This is a genomic window from Nonomuraea sp. NPDC026600 (assembly GCF_040638335.1).
Lineage (GTDB): Bacteria > Actinomycetota > Actinomycetes > Streptosporangiales > Streptosporangiaceae > Nonomuraea.
The window spans coordinates 312,329-330,010 of the sequence record NZ_JBEZYD010000001.1; the positions used below are offsets into that span (position 1 = coordinate 312,329).

Annotated in this window: 15 protein-coding genes and 1 pseudogene; 11 read left to right on the top strand and 5 right to left on the bottom strand. The window is 72.2% G+C overall.

The annotated features are described in order from the left end of the window. Positions 1-96: 96 nt before the first annotated feature. From AB0F17_RS01495 to aroQ, 5 genes are all read left to right on the top strand, one after another. Positions 97-903, top strand: a complete 807-nt coding sequence (locus AB0F17_RS01495; RefSeq protein WP_358014375.1) for a hypothetical protein — start codon at positions 97-99, stop codon at positions 901-903. 160 nt (positions 904-1,063) lie between these two features. Beyond that, a complete protein-coding gene (locus AB0F17_RS01500; protein ID WP_358014378.1) occupies positions 1,064-2,164 on the top strand; it encodes a hypothetical protein in 1,101 nt (366 codons plus the stop codon). Next, positions 2,161-3,588: a hypothetical protein gene (locus AB0F17_RS01505; RefSeq protein ID WP_358014381.1), complete on the top strand. Its 1,428-nt coding sequence runs from the start codon at positions 2,161-2,163 to the stop codon at positions 3,586-3,588. The genes AB0F17_RS01500 and AB0F17_RS01505 overlap by 4 nt, the downstream gene beginning before the upstream one ends. After that, positions 3,579-4,871, top strand: a complete 1,293-nt coding sequence (locus tag AB0F17_RS01510) for an AAA family ATPase (protein ID WP_358014383.1) — start codon at positions 3,579-3,581, stop codon at positions 4,869-4,871. The genes AB0F17_RS01505 and AB0F17_RS01510 overlap by 10 nt, the downstream gene beginning before the upstream one ends. Positions 4,872-4,895: 24 nt before the next feature. Then, on the top strand, positions 4,896-5,351 hold the full coding sequence (gene aroQ / locus AB0F17_RS01515; RefSeq protein ID WP_358014385.1) for a type II 3-dehydroquinate dehydratase: 456 nt from the start codon (positions 4,896-4,898) through the stop codon (positions 5,349-5,351). A gap of 16 nt (positions 5,352-5,367) precedes the next feature. Here the strand turns inward: aroQ and AB0F17_RS01520 are convergent. The 4 genes and pseudogenes from AB0F17_RS01520 to AB0F17_RS01535 all read right to left on the bottom strand — a co-directional run. Then, a pseudogene (locus tag AB0F17_RS01520) lies at positions 5,368-5,526 on the bottom strand (ThuA domain-containing protein); the annotation flags it as partial. A 591-nt stretch (positions 5,527-6,117) separates the two neighbouring features. Further along, positions 6,118-6,861: a citryl-CoA lyase gene (locus tag AB0F17_RS01525; RefSeq protein ID WP_358014388.1), complete on the bottom strand. Its 744-nt coding sequence runs from the start codon at positions 6,859-6,861 to the stop codon at positions 6,118-6,120. Further along, positions 6,854-8,008 carry a CoA transferase gene (locus AB0F17_RS01530; RefSeq protein ID WP_358014391.1) on the bottom strand — a complete coding sequence of 385 codons (1,155 nt, stop codon included), beginning with the start codon at positions 8,006-8,008 and terminating at the stop codon, positions 6,854-6,856. The genes AB0F17_RS01525 and AB0F17_RS01530 overlap by 8 nt, the downstream gene beginning before the upstream one ends. Positions 8,009-8,021: 13 nt before the next feature. Then, positions 8,022-8,795: an IclR family transcriptional regulator gene (locus AB0F17_RS01535; protein WP_358014394.1), complete on the bottom strand. Its 774-nt coding sequence runs from the start codon at positions 8,793-8,795 to the stop codon at positions 8,022-8,024. 185 nt (positions 8,796-8,980) lie between these two features. Between AB0F17_RS01535 and AB0F17_RS01540 the strand changes: the two genes are divergently transcribed. From AB0F17_RS01540 to AB0F17_RS01565, 6 genes are all read left to right on the top strand, one after another. Next, positions 8,981-10,429 (top strand): aldehyde dehydrogenase family protein, encoded by a 1,449-nt coding sequence (locus AB0F17_RS01540; protein ID WP_358014397.1) that lies wholly within the window; start codon positions 8,981-8,983, stop codon positions 10,427-10,429. Next, positions 10,426-12,144 (top strand): thiamine pyrophosphate-binding protein, encoded by a 1,719-nt coding sequence (locus tag AB0F17_RS01545; RefSeq protein ID WP_358014401.1) that lies wholly within the window; start codon positions 10,426-10,428, stop codon positions 12,142-12,144. The genes AB0F17_RS01540 and AB0F17_RS01545 overlap by 4 nt, the downstream gene beginning before the upstream one ends. 115 nt (positions 12,145-12,259) lie before the next feature. Then, positions 12,260-13,402 carry an ABC transporter substrate-binding protein gene (locus tag AB0F17_RS01550; RefSeq protein ID WP_358014404.1) on the top strand — a complete coding sequence of 381 codons (1,143 nt, stop codon included), beginning with the start codon at positions 12,260-12,262 and terminating at the stop codon, positions 13,400-13,402. 7 nt (positions 13,403-13,409) lie between these two features. After that, positions 13,410-14,279: a branched-chain amino acid ABC transporter permease gene (locus tag AB0F17_RS01555; protein WP_219535855.1), complete on the top strand. Its 870-nt coding sequence runs from the start codon at positions 13,410-13,412 to the stop codon at positions 14,277-14,279. Beyond that, positions 14,276-16,102 carry a branched-chain amino acid ABC transporter ATP-binding protein/permease gene (locus AB0F17_RS01560; RefSeq protein WP_358014407.1) on the top strand — a complete coding sequence of 609 codons (1,827 nt, stop codon included), beginning with the start codon at positions 14,276-14,278 and terminating at the stop codon, positions 16,100-16,102. Before AB0F17_RS01555 ends, AB0F17_RS01560 begins: the two co-directional genes overlap by 4 nt. Then, positions 16,099-16,800: an ABC transporter ATP-binding protein gene (locus AB0F17_RS01565; RefSeq protein WP_358014409.1), complete on the top strand. Its 702-nt coding sequence runs from the start codon at positions 16,099-16,101 to the stop codon at positions 16,798-16,800. The genes AB0F17_RS01560 and AB0F17_RS01565 overlap by 4 nt, the downstream gene beginning before the upstream one ends. Here AB0F17_RS01565 and AB0F17_RS01570 read toward each other — a convergent pair. Beyond that, entirely contained in the window at positions 16,785-17,675 is an 891-nt protein-coding gene (locus tag AB0F17_RS01570) for an N-acyl homoserine lactonase family protein (protein WP_358014412.1), read from the bottom strand. The two genes, AB0F17_RS01565 and AB0F17_RS01570, sit on opposite strands and share 16 nt — an antisense overlap. Between the last annotated feature and the right edge of the window lie 7 nt (positions 17,676-17,682).

Genomic DNA, 17,682 nt, shown 5'->3' on the forward strand with positions numbered 1-17,682 from the left:
GGATCACAGAGCCACTACGTGCGCCGCAAACGCGAATCCTTCATCTGAGATCCCAAAATTACTGGGAAATACTGGAACTCTTGCTACGCTCGCGCCATGAGTGACCGGCTGGACGATCTCGAGAAGCGGATCGACGAGCTCCGAGCCGGTGTGCGCAGGGCCATGCGGGTCAAGGACACGGCGACGGCCAGGACCCTGCGCGCCGAGCTCCGCGGCGTGGAGCGTACGTGGGACGCCCTGGTGAGCGCGGGCCCGGCCAGTGAGCCGGACCCCGAACCCGTGGCGCCGCGGCTGGTGACCGTGCGCCAGCAGGTGCACCAGGGCCTCACCCTGCTGGGCGCCTGCGCGCAGCCGAGGCTGATCGTCGCCGTGGGCATCGCGTTCTGCGGCGGCACGCTGCGCAGCAACCAGCTCACCAGCCTGCGCCGCGACGAGGAGCGCTCGTTCAAGGCCTCCCCGTACGGCAGGCCGTACTACTTATGCGCGGCGCTGACGGATCGCCTCTCCCCCGCCCGGGGCCTGCTGACGGTCAGCACCTGGCCACGGGCTCAACGGATGGTGGGCCCGCTCAGCCCCCGCGTCGACTTCCTGACCTGCGCCATCGCGGTGGCCGGGCAGCTCGATCCCGATCACGCGGAGCTCGGGGATATCCAGCCGGGGGCGGCGCGGCTGCTGTCCAGGATGGCGCGCAACATCCCCGGCGCCGCCGACGGCGATCTGGGGCCGCCCGACCCCGGCCGGGTGATCGAGGCGGCGCGGGCAGAGCTCGCGGTGCACGCGGAGCGCGACACGCACGACCGGGCTGAGCTGGCCGAACGCGCGGCATCGCAGCTAGGTGACGCCGCCGGGCTGTTCGGCGCCGCTACGCTGAGCACGGTCGCGAAGAAAAGGATCACCGGGTGAGAGCGATGGGGCAGCAGGCCGGCACCGGCCGCTCACGCGCAACAGCGAGCGCGACGGCGAGCACGAAGCCAACCGCGACAGCGAGCGCGGCGGCAAGCATGACGCCAACCGCGACAGCGCGCACATCACGTGAGCGCACCAGCGATACGAGAGGCGGCCGATGAACCGGCTTGACGCGCTGCGAGGCACGACGCCACCGAAGCCGCACGACGCCCGCGCCATCGCCGCGCTCGCGGCGAACCCCGGCTGTTCGCGCAGAGCGCTCATGGACGGCGCCGGGATCGACAAGGACGCCGCCGCCCGGCACCTGGGCTTCCCCGCGCCGTTCGGCCAGTCGCCGTTCGCGATCACCCGCGGGAACATGTTCGAGGCGCTGGTGAAGGCTGACGGATGCGCCGAGCTGCTGCGCATGCTGCGGGAGCAGCTCGGGCTGCCGATCGCCGAGGTGGCCTACCACGACGTGGAGAACGTCGGCGCGCACCTGCGCCACGCCCACACCAGGGCGCTGTTCGACCGGGCGGTGACCGAGGGGCAGGACGCGGGGACGGTCTACGACCATCCGCTGCTCAGCCTGGAGATCGCCGGGCACGCCGCCTACCTGGAGCCGGACGTGGTGGCCTTCCAGCTCGGCGGGCGCTTCCACATCGTGGAGATCAAGTCGTTCGCGGTGATCGACGGGCAGGCCGACCCGGCTGCGGTGGCCGCGGCGGCCCGGCAGGCGGCGGTGTACGTGCTGGCGCTGCGCCGGCTGCTCGGCGAGCTGGGCCACGACCCGCTGCGGGTCTCGCACGAGGTGGTGCTGGTCTGCCCGGAGAACTTCGCCAACCGGCCGGTCGGGTCGCTGGTGGACGTACGCCCGCAGCTCGCCGTGCTGGAACGCCAGCTCGACCGGATGACGGGCCTCGACCGGCTGCTCGACGCGCTGCCCGAGGACCTCACGTTCGACCTGGTGCCGGGCGAGGACGGGCTGCCGACCCGGTCGGCCGCCGAGCTGGCCGACGCGCTGCGCGGGGCCGACGCCCGGTACGCGCCCGACTGCCTGTCGACCTGCGACCTGTGTTTCTTCTGCCGCGACGAGGCCCGGCAGGAGGGCGCCTCCGACCTGCTGGGCCGCCACGTACGCGACGAGCTGGGCGGCGTCGCCTCCGTCGGCGAGGCGCTCGGGCTGGCCGACGGCTCCCGCGACCCGGCTCCGGGCCAGGAGGAGATCGCCCGGCTGCTGCGCAACGCCGAACGCCTGCGCAGAGAGTGCCTGACGTGAGCCTGCTCACCTCGCTCGCCCGGCTGCGGGCCCTCGACGAGGGCATCGCGCAGCCCATCGCGACCGTCCGGCACTGCCATCTGTCGGCGCGGCCGATGGTGTTCATCCCGCTCAAGCTCTCCGGCGAGGCCGCCGCGCCGCTGGCCGCCATGCTCGGCACCGACCGCGCCGAGCCCCGGCTGCTGGTGGTGACCCAGCCGCGCAACCGCGATCTGCGCTTCGCCTGGACCGCCGAGCTGGCCGGGCTGCTGGTGCCGTACGTCCAGAGTTTCCTGGTCGAGACGGAGACGGTGGAGCGGAAGAACGCCGATCCGTACGAGCGGGCGCTCGACGCGCCACAGTTGATCATGCCGAACCAGGCGGGCGTGGCGTTCACCCGGCTGCTCGGCAGGTCCACCCGGTTCCGCCGGGCCGACGGGCCCTACCCGGTGCCCACGGGGGTTCCGCTGCTCGGCAGGTGGCTGACCTGGTTCGCCGAGCGTGCCGGATATCCGGGGTCGTCGCTGACGATCGCCGCGACCGAGGAGCTGGGCCGGCACTGGGCCAGCGGGCAGAGCGGCCTCGAGGACGCCAACCTGGCCGCGCTGCTCGCCTGGATCACCGACGGGCCGAGCGACGACGCCGAGGACCCGCTGATCTGGCCGCCCGCGGGACCCGTCACCGATCCGGGGTTCGACGCCGAGGTGCTGGCGCCGGCGATCGAGAAGGGCTCGGCCGAACGCGTCACCGAGGCCCTGCGCACCCAGCTCGAACCCACCTGGCGGCTCATGTGGCAGGCGATCGACCTGCTCGGCGGCCTGCCCGAGGGGGCCGGCGTGGCGCAGCGGTGGGAGCAGGACCGAGCCTCGTTCAGCGGTCTGGCCGCGCAGATCGAGGACGGCTCGCCGCCGCAGGCCAGGCATGACGGCGCGATCGCCGCCGCCGGGCGGCTGGCGCGCATGGAACGCGCCCAGGCCGCCTACGAGGTGCAGCGCGCCTATGACGACCCGCTGGTCATGGCCGAGTACCGGCTGACCGGCGAGGCGTTCGCGGGCGAGGTCGTGGAGACCGAGCCGGAGAACTTCGAGGGCGAGGGCCGCTCGCGCAAGCTGCGCCCGCTCGTGGTGGTCAAGACCGACGATCCCGTACGGCTGGCACCCGGCGCCGCGCTCGGCACCCCGCAGCGGCGCGGTCAGGGCGCCCAGCTCGTGGAGGCGAGCGACGGCCTGGTCACCCTGAAGATCACCAAGGGCATGGGCCGCGGCAAGACGCCCACTCCCGGCGCGGTGCCCGAGGTGGGTGAGCGGGTCTGCTACACCTCGCTCACCGACGACTTCCAGGGCGCGCCGAGCCTGCCCGACGCGGAGGCGACGCCGTGGACGCACGGCGGCCCGCCGCAGGAATACCGCCCCACCGACGAGGACGCCCGGGAGGAATGGTCGTGACCGCGGACGAGGCCAGTCCGGAGCAGGTCATCAGGAACGTGCTCGCCGACCTGCCGAGGCATCGCGGCGTGGTGGTCGACTCGCCGCCGGGGGCGGGCAAGTCCACGCTCGTGGTCCGGGCCGCGGCCCACCTGGCCGAGACCGGCGAGCCGCTGATGATCGTCGCCCAGACCAACGAGCAGGTCGACGACCTGGTGGCGCGGATCTCCGAGCGGCATCCGCATCTGACGGTCGGGCGGCTGTCGGCCAGCGGCTACGTGCCGCCGCTGCGCCTGCTGGAGCTGCCCGGCGTCATGGTCGGCACGAGGATCCAGGATCTCGGCGACCCCGACATCATGATCGCCACATCGGACAAGTGGGCGTGGATCTCCGGCCGCACGTGGCCGTGGGCGATCGTGGACGAGGCGTACCAGATGCGCTCGGACAAGCTGCTGCGCATCGCCGGGCTGTTCGAGCGGGCGCTGTTCGTGGGCGATCCCGGCCAGCTCGACCCGTTCTCGATCGTGGACGGCGACCGCTGGTCCGGCCTGTCGTGGGACCCGCTGCAGAGCGCGGTCTCGGTGCTGCTGCGGCACAATCCCGACCTGCCGGTGCACCGGCTGCCGGTGTCGTGGCGGCTGCCCGCCTCGGCAGCGCCGGTGGTGTCGCGGGCGTTCTACCCGTTCACCGGGTTCCGGTCGGGCACCGGGGCCGGCGAGCGGCGGCTGGAGCTGACCACCGGCGGCATGGGCACCGTGCACGACCGGGCGCTGGAGGAGGCGGCCCGCTCCGGCTGGGCGCTGCTGGAGCTGCCCAACCGCCACACCGTGCGCACCGACGGCGAAGCCGTGCAGGCGGTCGCGCTGCTGGCCGAGCGGCTGCTGCAGCGCGGCGCGGTGGCGGGCTCGGAGCAGGGCGAGCGGCCGGTGACCGCCGACCGGATCGCGGTCGGCGCGGCGCACCGCGACCAGGTGGCGGCGATCAGGAACGCGGGACTGCCGCCGGAGATCACCGTCGACACCGCCAACCGGCTGCAGGGCCGCGAGTACGACGTGACGATCGTGCTGCACCCGCTGTCGGGCCGCCGGGACGCCACCGCGTTCCACCTGGAGTCGGGGCGGCTGTGCGTGCTGGCCTCGCGGCACCGGCACGCGTGCGTGGTGGTGGCCAGGGCGGGCATCGCCGAGCTGCTCGACGCCCATCCCTCGGCGGAGCCGGTCCGGCTGGGCGTGCCGGTGAAGTTCCCCGACGGCTGGGAGGCCAACCAGTCGGTCCTGGAGCACCTGGCCCGCCACCGGGTGTAGTGACGACCACGAAGTGAGGCATGTGTGACATCCGTCTACGTTCTCAACGGCCCGAACCTCAACCTGCTCGGCACCCGCAAGCCGGAGGTGTACGGCACCACGACGCTGGCCGACGTCGAGGAGATGTGCCGCGAGGAGGCCGCCGGGCTCGGCCTCGACCTCCGCTTCCACCAGTCGAACCACGAGGGGCAGCTGATCGACTGGATCCACGAGGCCGGGGCCGAGGTCAAGGCCGGGCGGTGCGTCGGCGCGGTGTTCAACCCCGGCGCCTACACGCACACGTCCGTCGCCCTGCACGACGCCATCGAGGGCGTGGAGCTGCCGGTGATCGAGCTGCACATCTCCAACGTGCACGCGCGCGAGCCGTTCCGGCACCACTCCTACATCTCACCGGTCGCGCGGAGCATCGTGGTCGGGTTCGGCGTGTACGGCTACGTGCTGGCCCTGCGCGGCCTGCACCACGTGGCCACCCAGAAGTGATCAGCGACAAAAGTGATCAGCGGCAGAAGGGCGCCATGCCCATCGCCGACTTGACGCCGCCGGTCAGGTGGCCGAGGAAGCGCTGGTCGCCGGTCCACGCCTGCACCTCGTGGCCGAGCGTGGTGACCCATGACCGCCCGCCGTCGTAGTACTGGCACCAGGAGACCGGATGGTCCCTGCCGTGCCCGGGATGGCCGAGGTTGCCGCCTGCGGGTGCCCAAGGGGACGGCCGTCACGTTCGCCAATCCGGCGGACAACGCCTTCACGCACGCCGCCGTCTCGTTCTTCGAGTACGAGTTCGACAGCGGCATGCTGATGCCGGGGCAGTCGTTCACCCACACGTTCGCCACGCCCGGCGAGTACTTCTACCGAGATGCGGGCCAGTGCTCCCGCCTTCAGGCGGGATGGTGTAGGCCCGCGGGTGAGTGCCCTCTGGGGCGCGAGCGTGCAGCGACCGGAACTGCTTGCGATGTCTCAATCACGTACAGTAAGGTTTTCGTGATCGAACTGGCAAGCGACAACCAAGCTGGCCGTGAGATCACTTCCTGGATTCATCGGTACAACGAGGCCGCCGGACGGGCGGTGACAGGACGTGGAGACTTACCGGTAGGCGGGTCGGTGAAGCGTCAAGCATCCTGTTCCACAGCTCGTGCTGCTTACGCGGCATGGACTGCTGCGTAAGTAGCACGGGAATCCTCGCTTCTTCAGGGCGAGGAGCACGTCAAAACGACGCGATCTTCCCGCAGAGCACCGGGAAGATCATCGCCTACTGACCGAGATACGTCGGCCGGATCGAGGGGGGCAGCGGGCCCTTGTTGCGCCGCCCCTGCCCCGCCTCCTCCCAGGCGTGCGCGAGGATGCCGACGCTGCGGCCCAGCACGAACAGCCCCCTGGCCAGCGGCGCGGGGAAGCCGAGCTCGGCGTAGACGACGGCGGTCGCGCCGTCGATGTTCATCGGGACCGGGCTGATCAGCTCCTCCACCTCCTTGGCCACCCGCAGGTGGTCGCCCGCGACGACACCGTCCGCCACCGCCTGCTCCACCAGGCCGAGCAGCGGGTCCCGGCGCGGGTCGCGGGTGTGGAAGCGGTGCCCGAACCCGGGCAGGTATTTGTCGCGGGCCCGCCAGTGGGCCACCGTGGCCGCGGTGTCGCCGTCGGCCAGCGCCTCCTCCAGCAGTTCCACGCACTGCTCCCCCGCGCCGCCGTGGACGTCGCCCAGCAGGTTGACGCCGGTGGCGACGGCGTTGTTCAGCCCGACGCCGCAGGTGATCGCCATCCGCGCGACGGCGATGGACGGCGCGTGCGGGCCGTGGTCGACCGAGGAGACGAGCGCGGCCTCCAGCAGCGCCGCCCGCCGCGGGTCGGGCAGGTCGCCACGGAGCATGAGCCAGATCATCTCCGCGAACCCCACCCGGCCGATCAGCTCCTGGACCGGCCGGCCGCGCAGCTCGATGACGTCCGGCTCGATCCTGGAGACGGCGGTGCCCCACCAGTCGGCGGCCTCACTCATGGGCGTACTCCTCGTTGTGGGAGCCGAGCAGCGGCGGGGCGGCCGGGGGACGCAGCGGTTCGTCGTCCACGAGCACGCCGTTACCGGTGACGGTCAGGCGGCGGTCGCTCCCGTCGGGGAACCTCAGGTCGGTGAGGAAGCCGCGGTGCCGTAGCTGGTCGAGGGCCAGCGCCTGCGGGACGGTGAGGACGCGGGCGGCGGGCACCCCGTGACCGGACAGCAGTTCCTCCCACTCCCGCGCGGTCCTGGCCCGCAGCGCGCCGTTGAGCTCGGCGTTCAGCGCCTTCCGGTGGAGTTTGCGCGCCTCGGGGACGGCGAAGCGCGCATCGGCCACGAGGCCGGGGCGCCCGATCAGCCGGCAGAGCGTCTCGAACTGCGTCTGCTGGTTGGCGGCGATGTTGAGCGGCCCGTCGGCGGTCTCGAACGTGCCCGACGGCGCCGCGGTGGCGTTCTGGTCGCCCATCGGCTCCGGTTCGACGCCGCTGACCAGGTAGTTGGACACGGTCCAGCCCATGGCGGAGATCGACGCCTCCAGCATGGACAGATCCAGGAAGCTGCCCCGCCCGGTGCGGTGCCGTCCGGCCAGCGAGGCGCAGATCGCCATGGCGGCCATCAGCCCGCCGACCGTGTCGCAGACCGGGAAGCCGACGCGCATCGGCACTGTGTCGGGGGTGCCGGTGACGCTCATCATGCCCGACAGCCCCTGGATGATCTGGTCGTAAGCGGGCGCCCCGCTCATCGGGCCGCTCTGCCCGAAGCCGGAGATCGCGCAGTAGATCAGCCGCGGGTTGAGCTCACGCAGCCGGTCCCGGTCGTAGCCGAGCCTGGCCAGCACCCCGGCCCGGAAGTTCTCCAGCAGGACGTCGGCGCCGGTGACCATCGCCTCGAACGCCACCCGCCCCGCCGGGCTCTTCAGGTCGAGCTCCACCGACTTCTTGCCCGCGTTCTGGGCCAGGAAGGAGGCGCCGAGCCGGTCCCGGTTGAGCTCGTCGTCAGGGCCGAGGCGCCGGGCCAGGTCCCCGCTGCCGGGCAGCTCGACCTTGACGACCTCGGCGCCGAACAGCATCAACTGGTAGCTGCAGTAGGGTCCGGCGAGCACGCTGGTCAGATCGACGACCTTGACACCGTCCAGTGGCAACTGCTGCATTCACGATCTCCCTTTAGGTCAGGGGATGGTCGAACCCGCGCTCCGACATGCGCCCCGCCACCTCGCCCAGATCCGCGACGAACTCCGCCACCCGCTCGTCCGTGAAACGCACGGTCGGGCCGCTGAGCGTGAGCGCCGCCACGATCGCCGCCGAGCCGCCGGTCACGGGCACCGCGACGGCGGACAGACCGGGCTCGCGCTCGCCGTGGCTGACCGCGTGACCGTCGGCCGCCGCCTGGGCGACCCACTGCCGCAGCGTCTCCAGGTGCGCCTCGCCGTGCGGAGAGGAGCGGGCGATCCGCGTCAGGAGCCGCACCGGCGCGTCCCTGAGCAGGACCTTCGATGAGGCGCCCGCCCACATCGGCAGCTCGTCGCCGACCCGCACCACGTGGCGCAGCGGCTGCGGGCTCTCCTGCTGGGCGATGCAGACGCGGTGGACGTCCCTGGCGACGTAGAGGTTGACGGTCTCGCGTTGCCGGGCCGCCAGGTCGCGCATGAGCTTGACGGTCTCCGGCGGCAGCTCCCACGCGCTTCGGGCCAGGTGCGCCCAGCGCCACAGGGCGGGCCCCGCGGTGTAGCCCTTGGGCGCGGCCCACAGCAGGCCCATGTGCTCCAGGGTCTGCAGCAGGCGCAGCGCCGTCGTCTTGGCCAGGCCGGTCTCGTCGACGACCTCGCGGATCGTCAGGATCCGCCGATCCTCGCCGAGCAGGGACAGGATGTCGAACGCTCGCTGGACGCTGCGCACGCCACCGGACTCGCCGGATTCTGCCGGGAAGTTCGCAGGCACGGGTCCTCACTTGTCGGTCGAAGGTGAACTCCTGCTCACCCTCTCATGCGGTCCGTACGCTAACACTCGGTCCATTATACGGTCCAGACGTTCCACTACGCGGCTCCTCTTGCGCGGACCGGAATGTCCTCATACTTTGAGCAAGTCCACAGTGCGGTTCTGATGCACCACCTAGTGGAGTCGAGATGGATGCGATCTACCAAGCGGGCTGCCTGGTCGCCGGGACGTGGCTGACCGACGGCCCGTCGGCCGAGCGGGCCGGCCCCTACCTGCGGCGGACGGTCAGCCGGGCCCGCGCGGCGACGCCGGACGACATCACGCGGGCCCTGGCCTACGCCGGGCGGGCGGCCGGGTCGGTGGCGCGGTTGGCCCCCGCGACCAGGGCCGCGATCCTCGAACGCGGCGCGGCCGAGGTCACCGCCCGTAGCACGGAGCTGGCCCGGCTGCTGGCCGTCGAGCTCGGCAAGCCGCTGAAGGACGGGCGTGGCGAGGTGCTGCGGGTGGCCGACACGCTGGCGGTGTCGGCGGCCGAGGCCAGGGCGCTGGGCGGCGAGGTGCTGCCGGTGGCGGGCTGGGCCCGCGGCGTGGGCAACACCGCGCTGACCTGCCGCGCCCCCGCCGGTCCCGTGCTGGCCATCACCCCGTTCAACGCCCCGGCGAACCTGCTGGCGCACAAGCTCGGCGCCTCCTTCGCCGCGGGCAACACCACGATCGTCAAGCCGCCCCCGCAGGCGCCCGGGGTCTCGACGGAGCTGGTGCGGATCCTGCTCGACGCCGGGATGCCGGTCGAGGCCGTACAGGTGCTGCACGGCGGCGCCGACGTGGGCGCGCGGCTGTGCGCCGCGCCCGAGATCGCCGTGATCAGCTTCACCGGCGGGGTGACGGCGGGCGCCGCCGTCGCCCGCGCCGCCGGGCCCAAGCGGGTGCTGCTGGAGCTGGGCGGCAACGCCGCCACGATCGTGTGCGAGGACGCCGACGTGGCCGAGGCGGCGCGGGTCTGCGCGCGCACCGGCTACAGCAACTCGGGGCAGAGCTGCATCTCGGTGCAGCGGGTCTACGTCCAGCGCGGCAGGTTCGAGGAGTTCGTGGCCGCCCTGACTGCCGAGGTGAAGGCCCTGGTCGTGGGTGATCCACTGGACCCGGCGACGGACGTCGGCTCGATGGTGGACGACGACGCCGCCGAGCGGGTGGCCCGCTGGGCCGGCGAGGCGGCTGCTCAGGGCGCCGTCATCACGACCGGCGGCGGCCGGTCGGGGGCGGTGATGGAGCCGACGGTGGTCGCCGCGCCGCCCGCCGACGCCAGGCTGGTGCGCGAGGAGGTGTTCGGCGCGCTGGTCGCCGTGCTCCCCTACGACGGCTTCGAGGAGGTCATCGAGGCGTGCAACAGCAGCAGGTACGGCCTGCAGGCCGGTCTGTTCACGCATGACGTGCGGCGGATCGTCCAGGCGTGGCGGGAGCTGGAGGTCGGCGGGCTGGTGGTCAACGGCTCGTCGAACTTCCGCCTCGACCACGTCCCGTTCGGCGGCGTCAAGGACTCCGGCATCGGCCGGGAGTCGCCGCGCTGGATGATCGAGGACTTCACCGTGACCAAGACCCTCCTGCTGCGGGGCCTGACCATCTGGGGAGAAGAATGACCGCCACCTCCGCGCACGCGCTCGTCGCGCAGTTAGAGGACCTCGGCGTCTCGCACGTCTTCGGAACCTGCGGCCACACCAACATCGCCGTGCTGGACGCGCTCGCCGACAGCCGGATCCGGTTCGTCATCGCCCGGCACGAGCAGGCCGCCGCGCACGCCGCCGACGGCTACGCCCGCGTGTCGGGCGAGCCGGGCGTGCTGCTCGTCCACGTCGGGCCCGGCCTGACCAACGCCACCACCGGGGTGCTGACCGCGGCGCTCGACTCGGTGCCGATGGTGGTGATCTCCGGCGACGTCCCCTCCTACTACCACGGGCGGCACCCGCACCAGGAGATCAACCTGCACGCCGACGCCGACCAGGCGGCCGTCTTCCGGCCGTTCGTCAAGCGGGCGTGGAACGTGCACCGCGCCCAGGACCTCGGCCGCGCCGTGGAGCGCGCCTTCTGGACGGCGACGACGGGACGGCCGGGGGCGGTGCTGGTCAACGTGCCCATGGACGTCTTCTCGCGGGCCGCCGAGCCGTACCCGCCCGTCAGCCGCGCCGAGCCGCCCGGCCTGCCGGCGGAGGTCGCCGAACGGATCGCCGCCGCGCTCGCCGGGGCCGAACGGCCGCTGATCTACGCGGGCGGCGGGCTGCGCGACGACGCCGAGGCGCTGCTCCGCCTGGCCGAGCACCTCGACATCCCGATCGCCCACTCGCTGATGGCCAAGGGGACCGTGCCCGACGCGCACCCGCTGGTCCTCGGCATGACCGGGTTCTGGGGGCTGGAGCTCACCAACGACTACGCCCGGGACGCCGACGTGGTGCTGGCGCTGGGCACCCGCTTCGCCGAGACCGACTCCAGCTCCTGGGATCCCCGCTTCACCTGGACGCTCGGCGAGCGGAGCAGGCTGCTCCAGATCGACATCGACCCGGCCGAGATCGGCCGCAACTACCCGGCGGAGATCGGCGCGGTCGCCGACGCCGGCCTGGCCATCAGGGCGATCGCCGGAGCGGCCACGTCGCATCCCGCGGCGAGCCGTCCCGCGCTGCGGGAACGGATCCGCGCGGCCAGGTCGGAGCTGTTCGGCGCGAGCAGGGAACGCGGGCGCGCCGACGACTTCCCGCTGCGGCCCGAGCGCATCCTGGCCGACCTGCGCGACTCGGTGCCGCCGGACACGATCCTCGTCACCGACGTCGGCTGGAACAAGAACGGCGTGGCGCAGTGCTACGAGCTGCCGCCCGAGGGCCGGTTCATCACCCCCGGCGGCGCGTCCACCATGGGCTTCGGCCCCGCCGCGGCCGTCGGCGCGCAGCTCGCCGCGCCGGGCCGGACCGTGGTCGCGCTGATCGGCGACGGCGGCATGGGCGCCCAGCTCCCGGCCGTGCCGCTGGCGGTGGAGCTGGGCGCGCCGGTGATCTTCGTGGTGATGAACAACCGGTCCCACGGCACGATCTCCGACCTGCAGTCCGCGCACTTCGGCCGCAGCCACGGCTGCGACTTCACCGACCCCTCCGGGCGGCCCTACAGCCCGGACTTCGCCGCCCTCGCGCGGGCCTGCGGGGCCGACGGGCACACGGTCACCGCGCCCGAGGACCTGCGTACGGCCCTGCGCAAGGCGGTGGCCGACCGGCGGCCGGCGGTGATCGACGTGCCCATGGTCAACGAGCCCGTCCCCACCCCCGGCCACTGGAACATCAAGGACATCTACCGAGGCGTCTTCCCCGTCTGAAACCGTTGCCCGTTCGCTCTTTCCTCTGGTGACCCCTGGCCGTATAACTAACGTACTAGTTCGTGCATTACGCGGTCGTATCCCGAAAAATCCCCCCAAAACGAGGTGAACCGTGTTGTCCGCGAGATTCCCCGTCGCCGCCGTGTCGCTCATCATCACGCTGGCCGCCTGCTCGGCGCCTGGACAGCAGCCCGGCACGAAGACCGATGCCACAGGCCCCATCAAGGTCGCCAACATCAACGCGCAGAGCGGCCAGCTCAGCTCGCTCGGCAAATGGGAGAGCAAGGGCGTCAAACTGGCCGTCGACGAGGCCAACAAGGCCGGCGGCGTCAACGGGCGGCAGATCCAGCTCGACCTGTTCGACGACCAGGGCGACCCCACGGTCGGCACGAACCTGGCCAGGAAGATCGCCGGCGGGGGCTACGTCGCCATGCTCGGCACCGCCGAGAGCGCCGTCACCCTGGCCATGGCGCCCATCCTCAAGGACGCCGGGATCCCGAACATCACCTCGGGACAGTCGCCCAAGCTCGCCGCGCTCAAGAGCCCGTTCCTGTTCCTCAACGCGCCGACCAGCGTGACCTACGACGAGACGCTGGCCAAGTACCTGGTCGACGGCAAGGGCCACAAGAAGATCGCGCTGATCAGCAACAACGGCACGTACGGTGCGGGCGAGCACGACGCCTTCCTGGCCGCGCTCAAGACCAGGAACGTCACCCCCGTGGCCGACGAGGCCGTCACCCCCGACCAGAAGGACTTCAGCGCCTCCCTCACCACGATCCGGCAGAAGGACCCCGACGTGCTGTTCATCGGCGCCGAGGAGGTCGAGTCAGGGCTGATCGCCAAGCAGGCCCGCGAGCTGGGGCTGAAGGCGGTCCTGGCGGGCGGCGCGCCGATGGGCACCGACGTGTACGTCACCACCGCGGGCGCGGACAACGCCGAGGGCTCGGTCATCAGCTCGCCGTACCTCAGCAACGACACGAGCGAGGCGAGCAAGACCTTCGCGGCCGCCTACCAGGCCGCGTTCGGCGAGGCCGCCGAGCTGCACGGCGCCAAGGCCTACGACGGCGCCAAGATCCTCATCGAGGCGCTCAAGCAGACCAAGGGCGCCGGCGGCCGGCCGCTCGCCGACGCGATCCGCGCGGTCAAGCGTGACGGCCTGCTCGGCGACTTCGCCTACGACGACTCCGGGGTGGGCATCCACGCCACCCAGATCGGCCTCATCAAGGCCGGGAAGATCATCGCCGAGTCGGCCGGCTAGGAGAACCGTGCAGGTCTTTCTGCAGACCCTCATCGGCGGCGTGACGTTCGGCGCTGTGTACGCGCTGGTCGCCATGGGCTTCTCGATCGTCTACCGCACCATGGGCCTGGTGAACTTCGCCCACGGCAACGTGGTGATGATCGGCGCCTACGCCGCCTCCAACCTGTACATGTTCGCCAAGCTGCCCTTCCCCGTCGCGGTCGCGGTGGCGATCGCGGTGACCGGGCTGATCGGCCTGGTCATCGAGCGGGTGCTGCGCCCGCTGGAGAACAAGGACTTCGACCTGATGCTGATCGGCACGATCGGCTTCGGCACCGTGCTGGAGGCCGGGGCGATCCGGGTGTTCGGCGCGACCGGCCACGCGGTGCCGTCGCCGGTGGCGACCGCGCCGCTGGACGTCGCCGGGATCAAGATCCCGACCTACAGCCTGGTGGTCATCGGCGTGGCGGCCGCGGCCACCGTGCTGCTGGGGATGTTCCTGCAGCGCACCAAGCGGGGCGCGGCCATGCAGGCGGTCGCGATGGACCACGAGGCGGCCACCGCCGTCGGCATCCACGTCGGCCGCAGCAACGCCATGGCCTTCGCCATCGGCGCGGGCCTGGCGGCGCTGGCCGGCGGGCTCATCGGGCCGATGCTCTACGTCAGCCCCACGATGGGCGGCTCGCTGGGCATCAAGGGCTTCGCCGCCGCGATCTTCGGCGGCTTCGGCAGCATGCGGGGCGCGATCGCCGGCGGCATGGCGTTCGGGCTGCTCGACTCGTTCGCGGCCGGCCATTTCCAGGAGTACTCGGAGCTGGTGACATTCCTGGTCTTCGCCGCCATCGTTATGGTCCGCCCCACCGGCATCTTCGGAGAGACGACGGTGAACCGAGCGTGAAACGGCTGATCCCCCTCATCGCCGCCGCCGTGGCGGCCTGGCTGCTGCCGTACGGGCTGGGCGGCTACGCGATCCACGTCGTCGACGTGGCGATCATCTTCGCGGTCCTCGGCATCGGCCTCGGGCTGGCCATGGGCGTGGCCGGGCAGATCAACCTGGCGCAGATCGCCTTCTTCGGCGTCGGCGCCTACGCCGTCGCCATCCTCACCACCCGCGCCGGGCTCGGCTTCTGGACCGCCGCCGCGCTGGCCCTGCTGGCCGCCGTCCTCGTCGGGCTGCTGGTGGGCCTGCCCGCGCTGCGGATGCAGTCGCACTACCTGGGCATCGTCACGCTCGGGCTGGCGCTGGCCTTCGTCAACTGGATCACCAACGCGACCGTCGCCGGGCGGGCCGAGGGCATCAGCGACATTCCGGTGCCGCCGCTGTTCGGGGTGGACCTGTCCAGCGAGTACCTCTTCTACTACGTCGAGCTGGTGGTGTTCGCGCTCGCGCTGGCGTTCGCGCTGTTCCTGACCCACTCGCCGCTCGGCCGCAGGCTGCGCGCCATGCGCGACGACGACCTGGCCGCGGGCGCGCTCGGCGCGGAGATCCCGCTGCTGCGCATGACCGCCTTCGTGCTGTCCGGCCTGTACGGCGGCATCGCCGGAGTCCTGTACGCCGGGCTGATCCGCTTCGTGGCACCGGAGACGTTCAGCATCGCCAACATGTTCCTGCTGCTGGCCATGGTGATCATCGGCGGCCGGCGGAGCATCCTCGGCTGCGTCGTCGGGGCGGTGGCGCTGTCGCTGGTCAGAGAGGCGCTGCTGGACGTGTCGGCCTACGCCCAGCTCGGCTACGGGACCGTGGTCGTCCTCGTGGTGGTCTTCGCCCCCACCGGCCTGGCCGGGCTGCCCGCCCGGCTCCGCCGCCGCCGGGCCGCCGGGGCCAGAGCCACCTTGGGACCCTTCCAGGCGTACGAGCGGGCCGACACGGATGCGAGCACGGGCACAGACGCGGGTGCGGATGCGAGCACGGGCACGGGCGGCGACCTGCTGGAGATCGACGGGGTGACCATGCGGTTCAAGGGTCTGACCGCGCTCGACCAGGTGTCGCTCACGATCACGGCCGGCGAGATCCGCGGCGTGGTGGGGCCCAACGGGTCGGGCAAGACGACCCTGTTCAACGTCGTGAGCGGCTTCTACACGCCGACGTCGGGCCGGATCCTGTTCCGGGGGCGGGAGGTCACCGGCGCGGCCCCGTACCGGCTGTCGCTGCTGGGAGTGGCCCGCACGTTCCAGAACCTGCGGCTGTTCGGCGACCTGACCGTCCGCGAGAACGTCCTGGTCGGCCTGGACCGCACGCGGACCCGCTGGGTCTGGCGCTATGTCGCGCTTCCCTGGAGCGTGCTCGGGTTCGAACGTTCGCTGCGGGAGCGGGCCGGGGAGCTGATCGACCGGTTCGGGCTGCGGGACTTCGCCGACGCCGCGCCGCGCGCGCTGCCGTACGGGATCCAGCGGCGCATCGAGATGGCCCGCGCGATGGCGATGGCGCCCACGCTGCTGCTGCTCGACGAGCCGGCGGCCGGGCTCAACGGCGAGGAGGTACGGCAGCTCGCCGAGATCGTCCGTTCGATCAGGGACTCCGGCGTGACGGTCGTGGTGATCGAGCACAACATGGGCCTGGTCATGTCGCTGTGCGACCGGGTCACCGTGCTGTCCGGCGGGAAGGTCATCGCCGACGGCGCCCCCGCGGACGTCGCCGTCCAGCCCGACGTGGTCGCGGCCTACCTGGGCGACTCGATGGCCGCCCCGTCCGAGTCCGCCGTCGAGGAGGCCACCAGATGAGCACGCTGATCGTCGAGGGACTGTCGGTGCACTACGGCGGGGTGCGGGCCGCCCACGACGTGAGCTTCACGGTGGAGCCCGGCCAGTCGCTGGGCATCATCGGCGCCAACGGGGCGGGCAAGACCTCCACGCTCAAGGCCATCATGGGCCTGGCGCCCCGGCAGGCCAGGCGCATCGGCTTCGGCGAGCACGACCTGCTCCGCGCGCCCGCGCACACCCTGGTCCGCCACGGCATCGGCTACGTCCCCGAGGGACGGCACGTCTTCCCGGGGCTCTCCGTGGAGAAGAACCTGCTGCTGGGCGCCTACACCGGAAACTGGAAGCGGACGCCGATCGGCGAGGTCTTCGACCTGTTCTCGGTGCTCGGCGAGATGCGGCACCGCCTGGCCGGGGCGCTGTCCGGGGGTCAGCAGCAGATGCTGGCCATCGGCCGCGCGCTCATGTGCCGCCCCCGGGTGATGCTGCTCGACGAACCGTCGATGGGACTGTCGCCGATCCTGGTCGAGGAGATCGTGACCGCGCTGAAACGGCTGAACGGCGACGGGCTGAGCATCGTGCTGGTCGAGCAGAACGCCAAGCTCACCTTCGACGTCACCGCCACCTGCCTGGTCATGGAGAACGGGGAGATCGCGGCCACCGGCACCTCGGCCGCCCTGCGGGTCGATCCCCAGGTCCGGCGCATCTACCTCGGCTTGTGAGCTTGTGAGCGCTGGTCGGCGATCACGGCGACCCGGCCGCTCAGGGCCTCGGTGAGCGGCGGGAAGCGGGTGAGCACCTCGGGGTCGTGACCCGCCACCACCAGGTGCGGCCCGTCGGCGAGCTCGTTGATCCGGTCGAAGGCGCCGTACATGCCGGTCATGCTGTGCAGGATCGGGAACGGCCGGTCGTCCTCGATGTTCTCGAAGAAGTGGCTCGCGTCCGAGGCGATCACCACGTGGCCGCGCGCGGTCCGGATCCGCACCACCTGCATGCCGGCCGTGTGGCCGCCGACGAGGTGGACGCTCAGCCCGGGGACCACCTCGGCGTCGCCGTCGAGCAGGTCCATCCTGCCGTCCTTCTCCGCGGCCCGCAGGTGCGCCACGTCGTCCTCGTCCATCAGCCAGCGCTCCCTGGCGACGCGCCGGGCCCAGGGGCCGGTCCAGTAGTCGAGCTCGGCGCGCTGCAGGACGTATCGGGCGGTGCCGAACTCGCGGGCCGTGCCGGTGTGGTCGTAGTGCAGGTGGGTGAGCACCACGTGATCGACCGCGCCGGCGGGCACGCCCAGCTCGGCCATCGTCTCGGCGGGCGCGGCCAGGTAGTCGAGGCCGTCGATCTTGGCGGCGCGGGCGCGGCTGATGCCGGTGTCGACGACGACGGTGTGCCGGTCGGAGACGGCCAGCCAGGTGTAGTAGGCCGTCGGGTGCGGCTCACCCGCCCGCCCGTCGTGGCCGAGGAAGTGCTCGCCGCGCCGGGCGTCGCGCCGCGCGTACTGGATGGCGTAAACGCGGAACTCACCGCCCGAGGACGCACCCGCGCCGCCGCCCTGTCCCCCGCTCACGCCCTGCCCGCCGCTCACGCCGCGCCCGCCGCTCATGCCTGCC

Excerpts from the sequence above, each read along its gene's own strand:
- AB0F17_RS01495 (WP_358014375.1), top strand. The coding sequence starts at position 97 with ATGAGTGACCGGCTGGACGATCTCGAGAAGCGGATCGACGAGCTCCGA.
- AB0F17_RS01500 (WP_358014378.1), top strand. The coding sequence starts at position 1,064 with ATGAACCGGCTTGACGCGCTGCGAGGCACGACGCCACCGAAGCCGCAC.
- AB0F17_RS01510 (WP_358014383.1), top strand. The coding sequence starts at position 3,579 with ATGGTCGTGACCGCGGACGAGGCCAGTCCGGAGCAGGTCATCAGGAAC.
- AB0F17_RS01525 (WP_358014388.1), bottom strand. The coding sequence starts at position 6,861 with ATGAGTGAGGCCGCCGACTGGTGGGGCACCGCCGTCTCCAGGATCGAG.
- AB0F17_RS01530 (WP_358014391.1), bottom strand. The coding sequence starts at position 8,008 with ATGCAGCAGTTGCCACTGGACGGTGTCAAGGTCGTCGATCTGACCAGC.
- AB0F17_RS01540 (WP_358014397.1), top strand. The coding sequence starts at position 8,981 with ATGGATGCGATCTACCAAGCGGGCTGCCTGGTCGCCGGGACGTGGCTG.
- AB0F17_RS01545 (WP_358014401.1), top strand. The coding sequence starts at position 10,426 with ATGACCGCCACCTCCGCGCACGCGCTCGTCGCGCAGTTAGAGGACCTC.
- AB0F17_RS01565 (WP_358014409.1), top strand. The coding sequence starts at position 16,099 with ATGAGCACGCTGATCGTCGAGGGACTGTCGGTGCACTACGGCGGGGTG.
- AB0F17_RS01570 (WP_358014412.1), bottom strand. The coding sequence starts at position 17,675 with ATGAGCGGCGGGCGCGGCGTGAGCGGCGGGCAGGGCGTGAGCGGGGGA.